The sequence below is a fragment of the Bacillus sp. FSL R12-0074 genome, from assembly GCF_038005725.1.
GTDB lineage: Bacteria > Bacillota > Bacilli > Bacillales > Bacillaceae_G > Bacillus_A > Bacillus_A mycoides.
Map to the genome: position 1 here is coordinate 1 of NZ_JBBOTR010000006.1, position 13291 is coordinate 13291.

The 13291-nt window shown below is 39.9% G+C and carries 7 protein-coding genes and 3 rRNA genes; 4 read left to right on the plus strand and 6 right to left on the minus strand.

The genetic code is table 11. From position 1 onward, the window contains the following. From NSS97_RS30065 to NSS97_RS30080, 4 genes are all read right to left on the minus strand, one after another. On the minus strand, positions 1-1054 hold a 1054-nt coding region (locus NSS97_RS30065), incomplete at its 3' end, for a glycosyltransferase WbsX family protein (protein WP_341115342.1). Between the two features lie 215 nt (positions 1055-1269). Continuing rightward, positions 1270-2142 (minus strand): class I SAM-dependent methyltransferase, encoded by an 873-nt coding sequence (locus NSS97_RS30070; protein WP_044444574.1) that lies wholly within the window; start codon positions 2140-2142, stop codon positions 1270-1272. A 26-nt stretch (positions 2143-2168) separates the two neighbouring features. Continuing rightward, on the minus strand, positions 2169-2891 hold the full coding sequence (locus NSS97_RS30075) for a class I SAM-dependent methyltransferase (protein WP_044444573.1): 723 nt from the start codon (positions 2889-2891) through the stop codon (positions 2169-2171). A 204-nt stretch (positions 2892-3095) separates the two neighbouring features. Beyond that, positions 3096-3890 (minus strand): sulfotransferase family 2 domain-containing protein, encoded by a 795-nt coding sequence (locus tag NSS97_RS30080; protein ID WP_341115346.1) that lies wholly within the window; start codon positions 3888-3890, stop codon positions 3096-3098. Positions 3891-4192: 302 nt separating this feature from the next. Between NSS97_RS30080 and NSS97_RS30085 the strand changes: the two genes are divergently transcribed. Then, positions 4193-5137, plus strand: a complete 945-nt coding sequence (locus NSS97_RS30085) for an NAD-dependent epimerase/dehydratase family protein (RefSeq protein WP_341115348.1) — start codon at positions 4193-4195, stop codon at positions 5135-5137. Positions 5138-5177: 40 nt separating this feature from the next. Here the strand turns inward: NSS97_RS30085 and NSS97_RS30090 are convergent, their stop codons facing one another. Both NSS97_RS30090 and NSS97_RS30095 read right to left on the minus strand, forming a co-directional pair. After that, a complete protein-coding gene (locus NSS97_RS30090) occupies positions 5178-5954 on the minus strand; it encodes a class I SAM-dependent methyltransferase (protein ID WP_341115349.1) in 777 nt (258 codons plus the stop codon). Between the two features lie 66 nt (positions 5955-6020). Next, complete coding sequence (locus tag NSS97_RS30095) at positions 6021-7952, minus strand: glycosyltransferase (RefSeq protein ID WP_341115351.1); 1932 nt, start codon at positions 7950-7952, stop codon at positions 6021-6023. 516 nt (positions 7953-8468) lie between these two features. On the opposite strand from NSS97_RS30095, the gene NSS97_RS30100 reads away from it, so the two are divergent. The 3 genes from NSS97_RS30100 to rrf all read left to right on the plus strand — a co-directional run bounded on the left by NSS97_RS30100 (position 8469) and on the right by rrf (position 13254). Beyond that, positions 8469-10020, plus strand: a 16S ribosomal RNA gene (locus tag NSS97_RS30100). A gap of 146 nt (positions 10021-10166) precedes the next feature. Further along, a 23S ribosomal RNA gene (locus tag NSS97_RS30105) occupies positions 10167-13088 on the plus strand. A gap of 50 nt (positions 13089-13138) precedes the next feature. Continuing rightward, positions 13139-13254: ribosomal RNA gene (gene rrf / locus NSS97_RS30110) — 5S ribosomal RNA — on the plus strand. Together the 16S, 23S and 5S rRNA genes form the textbook arrangement of a ribosomal RNA operon. The last annotated feature ends 37 nt before the right edge of the window (positions 13255-13291 follow it).

A 13291-nucleotide genomic window follows, 5' to 3' on the forward strand; every position in this document is an offset into this window, starting at 1 on the left:
ATGCTTTCATACCTCTGTTAATTGCCTGCTTAACTCCTTCTAAATAGGCGAATCCATGCCTTTTATCTGGTTCTAAGTAAGTACCTTCTGCCCATTCATTCCACGCATTAATAAATAAAAACTCGCTGTTGTAAAGAGAATAGGTACGCTGGATTTGTTTGCTTAAATATATCGTGAACTTCTTAGGGGTAGAACCTAGGAAGATACTGCTATTTAAGTCTTTGCGGCGTGCTGTATTGTCCCAGTCAACAAAGGCACCAGGAAATGTTTTTTTCTCTGGAGGAGATCGCTTTAGTATATACATCCACACTTTATCATAATCCCAAGCGTTTATTTGTTTACCAGACTCATATATTGTCTTATTTATGTCTGAAGAGCTATCATGAGCAATTGTATAAAAAGGCTCGAATTGAATGCTAGCATCAAATCCATTTATATTAGGAAGTGGAAAGCTGTTTAATGTTTCTGCAAAGTATATACCTTTCAAACCATTTTCTTGTGCGAGTGTATTCCAATAATGAAGCATTTGTTCACAATGAGGGATATGCCCGGGACGATAAATAATGAATAGTGGTTTATCGTCTATACGGATATATCTCTCATCTTGGAAAGCTTGCAATAAATACTCAAAGTGTTCTTTCCAATCCGATAATTCTCCATAATTTTGAGGCATTAATATGTGACTATCAAGACCATCCCAAGTTTTTGTCCACGGTTCATTTGCCCAAGAAAGGCAAAATGGAAAATCTGGTTCCTTCATCTTAAGTACCTCATTAAAGGGTGCCTCCAATAGCCTCTTCCCTTTAAACCAGTAATGGTAATAACAAAAACCATATATGCCATGTGCTTTGGCGATTTCTGCTTGCCATTTTCTTACGGATGGGGTGGTTAAGTCATAATAAAAATCTTGATAAGGTTCTCTAGGTTGGTAATGTCCTGAAAATAAAGGTCGTGCACTTTTAGTATTTGTCCATTCAGTAAACCCTTTCCCCCACCATCGGTCATTTTCTTTTATTTGATGAAACTGTGGTAAGTAAAAAGCGATTATTTTCAAGATATATCCCCCTTATGTTCTTCGTAGTTCAAGTGGTGGGAAGTTACTTTTGATTTTTCGAATCTAGTTAAAACATGAGATATGTTATTGACTTACTGTGTTTATGCTGCATAATGAATTCTTTTGTACAGTTTGCTTGATATGGAAATCTTTGATGATTTAATATATACGGCTGAGATACAAAATGATCTTCATTATACAATGAGAGAAAAGAGTTAATCTTTTTGGAGAACAAATAGAGCTTGGGGTAACCGGTTTGTATCATCAAAAAAGTCCCGTAGCTTTAAATACTTCTCATAGTGATTTTTAATATAGGTTCTAGGTATAACAGTTTCTCCGTAAAAGCTACTATTTCTAACGTCTCCAGCTCCCGTAGGACTGTGGACAAAATTTCCGCTTTCATAATCCGAGATGGCACGATTTATATCTGGAAAAGCTTGAGATAAAGTTTTATGCCACCCAGTTTGAATTAATTCAGGGTGTTCCTTGAATTGTTGACAGAAATCGAGAAAATAGCGTGCTTGTGTTGTTGCGATGAAGATTCCACCTGGACGAAGAATTCTTGAAAACTCCTTTATCCAATTTTCTGCTGTTTCTTCGGATAAATGTGAGAATACAGAATAAGCGAATATGATATCTAATGAATTGTCATTAATAAATTCTACAGGAGGTTGTGGGGGAGTTATTTTATACCTGCCTCTTCCTAACGTTTCGTTGCAAAGGTTAATCATTGCAGGATCTACATCAATACCAAGTAAATTTTTATGGCGAACATCTTTGAAAAAGAAGCGTATGATTCTTCCCCATCCGCAACCAAAGTCTAAAATTTTACGTTCTTTATTCAAGGGAACACCTAAATTTTGGGCATATGTTTTTACGTGGCTATAAAACAAATATGCTTCATAAAGAGCATGTTCATAGGAAGCACCTACAAACTGTTGTTGAATTTCTTCAGAGGGGAACATAGGTACTGGGATGCCATTTATCTTTGTTTGTGAGCAACTTTGTATAAATAGATTAAGAAGTTCAACATCAGAAAGCGGGCTAACAAGGTTATCAAAATCACTTCCTAATTTAAAGTTATTCATTTGTTAACCTCCAAATTATATAGTTCCTAAAAATCATTTTCGTGTTTTTTACTAATAAAAACATGTAGAAATTCAGCATCTAACCCCAGTGATCTATCCTTGTGTAAATAAACAATGGTATACATATTTGCATGTGTATAAATATATTCAATCATATCTTGACCCCAATCAAATGTTACTAAAGACCCGTTCTCATCAATAGGATTACCATGATAAATTGGCTCCTCAATATATTCGATTCCTTCTTTATTGATTCTTGCTCTTTGTAAAGTCTTTGTGAGTGTATGATACCAAGGGACAGTAAACACATGAGCACCGCCAGGCTTTAATACACGCTCTATTTCTTTAAAGGCTTTATTTGGCTCCATTACATGTTCAAAGACATCTTGAGTAATGAACAAATCAAAAGATTCATTTTGGAAAGTCATATCTTCTAAGTTCTCACATCTAATTCCTTGAAAGTATTGGCCGAGAGGATAGTTTTTAAAGTATTGAGAATACGTATAGTTTTTGCAGTTTTTTATAAGTAGCTGAGTTGTAATTCCCCCAGGAGAGGATTCGTGGATATGATAGGAACCCCATTTAGGAAAAAATGTATTTAAAACATGGATGATAGCTCGCTGCCTTGGTATAGAGTGGCATGTAGAACATAAGTAATGATCTCTAAGCCAATCATTATGCTCTATAAATGTAGCTTTCTTCTCACAAATAACGCAATATCCATTATTGTGCTTCAAATTACCTTCCACATGACATCACTCCTGTGTAAAAAAATGCATATGACACACACGTCAACAATCAGCGAAATCAAAGAGAGTGGGTGGAAATTAGGGAACCCATAAAAGTGAGATTGGTAGAATGGAATAATTAGCGGGAGAGAACCCCACGCTAATTAAAGTTTCACTTTATGCTATGCGATACATTCGCTTTTATTCATTGAAGAATGTATCGACTTAGAATATCCCTTTTGTGTACGGATACATTTCAAAGTCTTGTGCATATATTTCTGTAACTAACGCCATTGTTTCTTCATCATAAAAGCTTTCATATGTTGGAAAGCGAGGGAAGGCGGCATCTGTAATGCTGAGTTCTGCATAGCTTCCTGTATAAAGCATTTTATGAGCGCGATGATGATCTGAATTTGTAAGAAGCGCTAAATTGGATTTAATCAAATCGTACGTGTATTCTATCTTGGTGATTTGTGTATTAAAATCTTCTAAAGGAATATAGTATTGGATGAAATTTTCTTCACCTGGAACGTATTGCTGACTAAAATGTATGTCCATTGCTAGGGAATTTGAACCCAATGCTCGAATGTAATATAAAAATTGTTTAAATGATACTCCACGGTTACTATATTTGTCATTATACAAATAATGGCGGATATTTTCCCATTGAGGGCTAGCATATGGATTGTCAGCAAGTAATAAAAATGAGCTGACGGCCCTTTTGTAGGGATTCCGTACAAGTTTACAAACATCTTTATTTGATGCTAGAAGACCATTTTGTAACTCTGGTATGTAATTTATATTGTTTTTATACACCCAGAACTCATAGTAATGAATAAAGTCATGGTATTTCTTTGCTTCAGTAAATAATCCAATTTGAAAAAAGAACCAATTAGCTAATGCGGTACATCCGCTTCTATGGCTCCAGAATAGTATAAGTGGAAAGTCTTTATGGAAATGTGGGATTCGATCTTTATGTAGGATTACATGATTTAAAAGCTCTTGATTTACATTTTTCATACATGTAGTGCTCCTTTTTGAAAGTTTTATTTATGGAGAAGGTTTTTAAATAGAATAAACGAGAATATGAGAAGGCAAGTTTTTACTAATCCAATATATTCATGGGAATGAGTAAATATTATGAGTGTTTTTGCGGTCATCTTAAATAAGGTATCGATTCTAAAAGGGAAGTATAAAATAAAGATAATGAAAATTTATAAGGGGCATACAATTATAAGAGAATGAATAATAGAGGTGACCAAGTTCGTTTATTTGTATTTCTAGGTGTGATAAGCAAAAATCTTATTACTAGAGAGGATATTATGAGGAAGAATAATTATTTAATAGTAGGTGGAAATAGTTTCATTGGTATTAACCTCGCATTAGGTTTATTGAAACAAGGTCAAAATGTAAAAGTATTTTCCAGACATATAAATAATTTCCCTCAAAATATTATAAGTGAGGTTGAATTTATTAAAGGTGATTTAGCGAATGTTAAAGATATATATAAAGCTTTAGTGAATGTGGATATTATTATTTATTTAGCTGCAACGTCTAATGTAGCAACTTCAATTGAAGATGTTTTCGGAGATATAAACAGTAGCTTTTTTTTTCTTAACTTCATGGAAAGTGTTAAAAATTTTCCTGTTAAAAAAATTGTATTAGCATCTTCTGGAGGCACGGTTTATGGTGAACCGCAATATTTACCTATTGATGAGGAACATCCATTAAAACCACTTTCTCCTTATGGAATAACAAAAGTATCGCTTGAAAATTACTTGTACTTTTATAAGAAAAAATACGGAATTGACTATGTTGTATGTAGATATTCTAATCCATATGGAAAATATCAAAATCCTTTAAAGAAAGTTGGGGCAATAAATTGTTTTTTGTATCAGCATCTCAGTAATGAAAAGATTAATATATATGGGAATCCACAAGAGATTATTCGAGATTATATTTATATCGATGATTTAGTTGAAATCACTATACAACTATCACAATTAAATCGTTTGAAATCTTGTGTGTATAACATAGGGAGCGGCAAGGGTCTCTCTTTAAAACGAATTATAGTAGAATTGGAGAAATTAACGGAAAGAAAAGTGGACTTTATCTGCTATAAACAAAGGAAAGAAAATGTTCAAAAAATCATTTTAAATATAGATAGAGTAAGACGAGAATGTAATTGGGAACCGAAAATAGATTTCAAAAGTGGAATTAGATTAAATAAGCTATGGATTGAAGAGTTCTTATATAGTAAAAAATAATAAGCCATGCCCTACTTTTGTATCAGTAGAGCGTGGTTTATTATTTTATTTCTTTTTTTATTACCCAAAGGTCTTGATGTTCCCACCAAAAACCTTCAGTGTATTTTTTGATGACAGGGTTATAGGGTAATAATTTAATTTTGTCACATACGTAAGAGGGACTAACGATCGTTTGCCCGTATTGATGAACATCTAAATCCAATTGTTCACTAGAAGGGAGAAACCAATAACCCTGTTTATTTAAATCTGGAAAGCTGAAGTACTTTTTACTTTGATAACCATGAGTTGTGAAAATGAGTAAGCCTTCAGGAGAAACAGCATTATACAATATTTGAAGCCAACGAAACCAAGTTGTATCAGGCATATGAGAAAAAAAGGATAGACAAAAGACGATATCATACTTAGACGAGGCCACTTTTACTTGTTCAGGTTCAGGGTGAGATAAGATAGAAGAAGTATTTAATGTGTTTTCAATAAAAGTAATAGCCTCTTCATGTATATCACAGGTAGTTATACTTAAGTTCGTTTGTAGGTTTAATAAATGACGTGTTACGCAGCCATATCCGGATGCGAATTCTAATAATTTAATTGGAGTGTCTATAGGGGGATAAAAGGAAGTAATTAAATCTAAGAGTGTTTCTGCGGATTTTCTCCCATCTTGAAAATAATAATCTATCGCTTCTTTTTTAGATGGGAAGACTGGATTAGTGACAAGGAATTGAAAGATATGATCCTCTGGATGGATACTTGCATTTACATTGTATTTGTGTGCAATTTGAGAAAGCAAATCTTTATTTGCTTCTATAAATTCTTTCAAAGAGTAACCCCCCTTAAATGATAGTAACGTTTTACAAGAGATACTGATGGCGAAGAAAATATATCATTAAATCTTCAAAGATGCTTTAAGGTACTTTCTATATGTGTACATTTTCTTTTTTGAAATGTCGTCGATAGTAAAGGTTTCTTTAATGAAATTCTGCATTTGTACAACTTCACTGTAATGGGAATATGAATCTTCTGTTCTCGTTACGCTATTTGTATGTCGTCTATGATAGTTTAGCGGTTTTGGATTGAAATAAATGTTCCCCTCTTTAAGAATAGAAACATAGAAAAACCAATCACCAGCTACTTTAAACTTTTCTAATTGTTTTTCTTTTGTTTTTATATCTATGTTTTTAAAAACTACACTTGAGACATTAGGTATGGTGTTTTTGATAAGTAATGTATCTTGTATTTCATCTATCCCTTTTCGGAAATAAGAACTTTTCCATTTTTCTTTATCAATATCATTTGTGTAATCTAAATAATGATTGGCTAGGATATTTCCTTGTTCATCTATTTGTTTTGATTGTGTGTAGCTTAAGGTAACATCACGATTTATATGAAACCCTTGGATTACTTCTTCTAAAAATGTCTGATCACATAAGTCATCGGCCTCTGCAATCCAAATATAATCACCGTTTGCTGCAGAGATGCCTTTTATCCATTGTTTAAATACAGAACCAGAGTTTTTATCATTAATAATCTGCTGAACTTTTAGGTGGGGCTTATTTTCGTTTGAGAGCAGCTGTTCAAATATAGATACGCTATTGTCAGTAGAGGCATCGTCTAGGAAAATTAGTTCGTAAAGGGGATAGGTTTGGTTTAATATGGATTTAACTCGGTTAGATAAGTATTTTTCGTAATTATAGTTCGGTATGATTACGCTTATTTTTTTGTAATTATGATCAAGTAGGTTTAACAGTTGATAAATGTAATGAAGAAAGTTGAAATCTTTTTCAATAAGCTCTTGGCCAAAGCGCCCTTTTTGTAATCGTAAGTCTTCATCTCCAATAAATTCATATATTCTTTCCAGCACCTGCGATAAATTTAAAAAGTCTACTAAGGCGCCAGTTTGTTCCGTAACAACATCTTCAAAACCTCCAGCGTTTTTAAACCCTATAACAGGGACTTTTGTATCTAATGCCTCTAAAACAACGTTTGGAAAAGGATCTTCTCTTGAAGTTAATAAATATAAATCAGCTCCGGCGTTATATAAACCGATATCTGGAGTAGGCTCAACTAATGTGAAATGTGCTGTATATCTTGGGGATAGCGTGTTAAAGAAATGAACATCTGTTCTCCCGACCCAGATAAAATGAATATTCGTATGAACCTTTCTTACTGAGTAAGCAATAAGTGAGAATAAATCTATCCCTTTCCGATGATCAGCGAAACCTACTCCTAAAATGATTTTGCTATCTAGAGGCAGGTTGTGTTTTTTTCGTAATTCGCTTCTAGCTTTTGCAATATTGTTCTTATAAGGATTGTGGTTAAACAAGCCTTGAGGGAGGATGTGACATTTTTGATGATCTAATTGGGTGATTGTACGGAATTTTTCATACACGTACTGTGAAGGGAAGACAATTTTGTAAGCAAACTGGGCAATGTTTCTAGCTTTCCCCTCGGCAGAGTACTGTTGTATTAAATGCGGCAATTCATGTATTAATGAAATAACTTTTATATTGTGTTTAGCTAGTAATGCAACTATATCACCACTTATGACGGTACTACATATGGCGATGGTATAGTCTTGTGATAGTAACTTCTTTATTAATAATTCGACCCTTTTTTCTGTTGGGTAGTCTTCCTCTAGGCAATAAACAGGACCATACTTTTGAAAATCGTGGATTAAAATGCCCGTTCCAATAGAAATAATTGCGACGGAGTAATGAAAGTTTTCTTTAAGAGCTTTAATAGTATGTAAAGAAAGCAGCTGTGCTCCGTGGAAATGGGCATCATGGGATACATAAATGATCTTCTTATTAACATGCATTTCATAACGCCTCCTAAGTTAATTAGATTTTTAGTAAATGCATGGTGTATTTATAATTCCTAGAGAGAAGTGGTAGGAGATAATTGTGAATGCAGCTGGAATGTACTCGAAATAAAAAGTGCTACCTTTAATATATATTTGTTTGGCTTGCTATTCATTCTTTAGAAAGGTGTAAGTAAGAAAGTATAAACTGTCGATTATGAAAGTGATTGCACCAGTCTATTAATCTCTAGGAACGGAGTATAAATGAAGAAGGTTCAATACCCTTTAGAATTTATAAAATAAAAAGGATAAAAGGTATTGACGATTAGGATATAGAGGTGTAATATAGAACAAGTCGCCGATAGCAACAACGCAGAAAGCGACAAAAGAAATAAAAAAACTTGGTTGACATTGAAATATGAAAATGTTAACATAAGGGAGTCGCAAATGAGCGGCAAACAAGTTCTTTGAAAACTGAACGAAACAAACAACGTGAACGTCAATTTTTATTTTTAGATGCTAGACAAACTAACTTTATTGGAGAGTTTGATCCTGGCTCAGGATGAACGCTGGCGGCGTGCCTAATACATGCAAGTCGAGCGAATGGATTAAGAGCTTGCTCTTATGAAGTTAGCGGCGGACGGGTGAGTAACACGTGGGTAACCTACCCATAAGACTGGGATAACTCCGGGAAACCGGGGCTAATACCGGATAATATTTTGAACTGCATAGTTCGAAATTGAAAGGCGGCTTCGGCTGTCACTTATGGATGGACCCGCGTCGCATTAGCTAGTTGGTGAGGTAACGGCTCACCAAGGCGACGATGCGTAGCCGACCTGAGAGGGTGATCGGCCACACTGGGACTGAGACACGGCCCAGACTCCTACGGGAGGCAGCAGTAGGGAATCTTCCGCAATGGACGAAAGTCTGACGGAGCAACGCCGCGTGAGTGATGAAGGCTTTCGGGTCGTAAAACTCTGTTGTTAGGGAAGAACAAGTGCTAGTTGAATAAGCTGGCACCTTGACGGTACCTAACCAGAAAGCCACGGCTAACTACGTGCCAGCAGCCGCGGTAATACGTAGGTGGCAAGCGTTATCCGGAATTATTGGGCGTAAAGCGCGCGCAGGTGGTTTCTTAAGTCTGATGTGAAAGCCCACGGCTCAACCGTGGAGGGTCATTGGAAACTGGGAGACTTGAGTGCAGAAGAGGAAAGTGGAATTCCATGTGTAGCGGTGAAATGCGTAGAGATATGGAGGAACACCAGTGGCGAAGGCGACTTTCTGGTCTGTAACTGACACTGAGGCGCGAAAGCGTGGGGAGCAAACAGGATTAGATACCCTGGTAGTCCACGCCGTAAACGATGAGTGCTAAGTGTTAGAGGGTTTCCGCCCTTTAGTGCTGAAGTTAACGCATTAAGCACTCCGCCTGGGGAGTACGGCCGCAAGGCTGAAACTCAAAGGAATTGACGGGGGCCCGCACAAGCGGTGGAGCATGTGGTTTAATTCGAAGCAACGCGAAGAACCTTACCAGGTCTTGACATCCTCTGAAAACTCTAGAGATAGAGCTTCTCCTTCGGGAGCAGAGTGACAGGTGGTGCATGGTTGTCGTCAGCTCGTGTCGTGAGATGTTGGGTTAAGTCCCGCAACGAGCGCAACCCTTGATCTTAGTTGCCATCATTAAGTTGGGCACTCTAAGGTGACTGCCGGTGACAAACCGGAGGAAGGTGGGGATGACGTCAAATCATCATGCCCCTTATGACCTGGGCTACACACGTGCTACAATGGACGGTACAAAGAGCTGCAAGACCGCGAGGTGGAGCTAATCTCATAAAACCGTTCTCAGTTCGGATTGTAGGCTGCAACTCGCCTACATGAAGCTGGAATCGCTAGTAATCGCGGATCAGCATGCCGCGGTGAATACGTTCCCGGGCCTTGTACACACCGCCCGTCACACCACGAGAGTTTGTAACACCCGAAGTCGGTGGGGTAACCTTTATGGAGCCAGCCGCCTAAGGTGGGACAGATGATTGGGGTGAAGTCGTAACAAGGTAGCCGTATCGGAAGGTGCGGCTGGATCACCTCCTTTCTATGGAGAATTGATGAACGCAGTTCATCAATAAACGTTGACTTGTTTTGTTTCGTTCAGTTTTGAGAGAACTATCTCTCAAGTTTAAATGTATGTTCTTTGAAAACTAGATAACAGTGTAGCTCATATTTTTTTAATTTTAGTTTGGTTAAGTTAGAAAGGGCGCACGGTGGATGCCTTGACACTAGGAGTCGATGAAGGACGGGACTAACGCCGATATGCTTCGGGGAGCTGTAAGTAAGCTTTGATCCGAAGATTTCCGAATGGGGAAACCCACTATACGTAATGGTATGGTATCCTTACCTGAATACATAGGGTATGGAAGACAGACCCAGGGAACTGAAACATCTAAGTACCTGGAGGAAGAGAAAGCAAATGCGATTTCCTGAGTAGCGGCGAGCGAAACGGAATCTAGCCCAAACCAAGAGGCTTGCCTCTTGGGGTTGTAGGACATTCTATACGGAGTTACAAAGGAACGAGGTAGACGAAGCGACCTGGAAAGGTCCGTCACAGAGGGTAATAACCCCGTAGTCGAAACTTCGTTCTCTCTTGAATGTATCCTGAGTACGGCGGAACACGTGAAATTCCGTCGGAATCTGGGAGGACCATCTCCCAAGGCTAAATACTCCCTAGTGATCGATAGTGAACCAGTACCGTGAGGGAAAGGTGAAAAGCACCCCGGAAGGGGAGTGAAAGAGATCCTGAAACCGTGTGCCTACAAATAGTCAGAGCCCGTTAATGGGTGATGGCGTGCCTTTTGTAGAATGAACCGGCGAGTTACGATCCCGTGCAAGGTTAAGCTGAAGAGGCGGAGCCGCAGCGAAAGCGAGTCTGAATAGGGCGTTTAGTACGTGGTCGTAGACCCGAAACCAGGTGATCTACCCATGTCCAGGGTGAAGTTCAGGTAACACTGAATGGAGGCCCGAACCCACGCACGTTGAAAAGTGCGGGGATGAGGTGTGGGTAGCGGAGAAATTCCAATCGAACCTGGAGATAGCTGGTTCTCCCCGAAATAGCTTTAGGGCTAGCCTTAAGTGTAAGAGTCTTGGAGGTAGAGCACTGATTGAACTAGGGGTCCTCATCGGATTACCGAATTCAGTCAAACTCCGAATGCCAATGACTTATCCTTAGGAGTCAGACTGCGAGTGATAAGATCCGTAGTCAAGAGGGAAACAGCCCAGATCGCCAGCTAAGGTCCCAAAGTGTGTATTAAGTGGAAAAGGATGTGGAGTTGCTTAGACAACTAGGATGTTGGCTCAGAAGCAGCCACCATTTAAAGAGTGCGTAATAGCTCACTAGTCGAGTGACTCTGCGCCGAAAATGTACCGGGGCTAAATACACCACCGAAGCTGCGAATTGATACCAATGGTATCAGTGGTAGGGGAGCGTTCTAAGTGCAGTGAAGTCAGACCGGAAGGACTGGTGGAGCGCTTAGAAGTGAGAATGCCGGTATGAGTAGCGAAAGACGGGTGAGAATCCCGTCCACCGAATGCCTAAGGTTTCCTGAGGAAGGCTCGTCCGCTCAGGGTTAGTCAGGACCTAAGCCGAGGCCGACAGGCGTAGGCGATGGACAACAGGTTGATATTCCTGTACCACCTCTTTATCGTTTGAGCAATGGAGGGACGCAGAAGGATAGAAGAAGCGTGCGATTGGTTGTGCACGTCCAAGCAGTTAGGCTGATAAGTAGGCAAATCCGCTTATCGTGAAGGCTGAGCTGTGATGGGGAAGCTCCTTATGGAGCGAAGTCTTTGATTCCCCGCTGCCAAGAAAAGCTTCTAGCGAGATAAAAGGTGCCTGTACCGCAAACCGACACAGGTAGGCGAGGAGAGAATCCTAAGGTGTGCGAGAGAACTCTGGTTAAGGAACTCGGCAAAATGACCCCGTAACTTCGGGAGAAGGGGTGCTTTCTTAACGGAAAGCCGCAGTGAATAGGCCCAAGCGACTGTTTAGCAAAAACACAGGTCTCTGCGAAGCCGTAAGGCGAAGTATAGGGGCTGACACCTGCCCGGTGCTGGAAGGTTAAGGAGAGGGGTTAGCGTAAGCGAAGCTCTGAACTGAAGCCCCAGTAAACGGCGGCCGTAACTATAACGGTCCTAAGGTAGCGAAATTCCTTGTCGGGTAAGTTCCGACCCGCACGAAAGGTGTAACGATTTGGGCACTGTCTCAACCAGAGACTCGGTGAAATTATAGTACCTGTGAAGATGCAGGTTACCCGCGACAGGACGGAAAGACCCCGTGGAGCTTTACTGTAGCCTGATATTGAATTTTGGTACAGTTTGTACAGGATAGGCGGGAGCCATTGAAACCGGAGCGCTAGCTTCGGTGGAGGCGCTGGTGGGATACCGCCCTGACTGTATTGAAATTCTAACCTACGGGTCTTATCGACCCGGGAGACAGTGTCAGGTGGGCAGTTTGACTGGGGCGGTCGCCTCCTAAAGTGTAACGGAGGCGCCCAAAGGTTCCCTCAGAATGGTTGGAAATCATTCGTAGAGTGCAAAGGCATAAGGGAGCTTGACTGCGAGACCTACAAGTCGAGCAGGGACGAAAGTCGGGCTTAGTGATCCGGTGGTTCCGCATGGAAGGGCCATCGCTCAACGGATAAAAGCTACCCCGGGGATAACAGGCTTATCTCCCCCAAGAGTCCACATCGACGGGGAGGTTTGGCACCTCGATGTCGGCTCATCGCATCCTGGGGCTGTAGTCGGTCCCAAGGGTTGGGCTGTTCGCCCATTAAAGCGGTACGCGAGCTGGGTTCAGAACGTCGTGAGACAGTTCGGTCCCTATCCGTCGTGGGCGCAGGAAATTTGAGAGGAGCTGTCCTTAGTACGAGAGGACCGGGATGGACGCACCGCTGGTGTACCAGTTGTTCTGCCAAGGGCATAGCTGGGTAGCTATGTGCGGAAGGGATAAGTGCTGAAAGCATCTAAGCATGAAGCCCCCCTCAAGATGAGATTTCCCATAGCGTAAGCTAGTAAGATCCCTGAAAGATGATCAGGTTGATAGGTTCGAGGTGGAAGCATGGTGACATGTGGAGCTGACGAATACTAATAGATCGAGGACTTAACCATATAATATGAAGCTAATGTTATCTAGTTTTGAAGGAATATACCTTCATCAGTTTGGTGATGATGGCAGAGAGGTCACACCCGTTCCCATACCGAACACGGAAGTTAAGCTCTCTAGCGCCGATGGTAGTTGGGACCTTGTCCCTGTGAGAGTAGGACGTCGCCAAGCAACTTTAAGACGAGTCATAATGACTCGTCTTTTTTGT

What these genes read in the sequence shown, in the direction of transcription:
- NSS97_RS30070 (WP_044444574.1), bottom strand. Translation starts at nt 2,142, where the DNA reads ATGAATAACTTTAAATTAGGAAGTGATTTTGATAACCTTGTTAGCCCG.
- NSS97_RS30095 (WP_341115351.1), bottom strand. Translation starts at nt 7,952, where the DNA reads ATGCATGTTAATAAGAAGATCATTTATGTATCCCATGATGCCCATTTC.
- NSS97_RS30085 (WP_341115348.1), top strand. Translation starts at nt 4,193, where the DNA reads ATGAGGAAGAATAATTATTTAATAGTAGGTGGAAATAGTTTCATTGGT.
- NSS97_RS30080 (WP_341115346.1), bottom strand. Translation starts at nt 3,890, where the DNA reads ATGAAAAATGTAAATCAAGAGCTTTTAAATCATGTAATCCTACATAAA.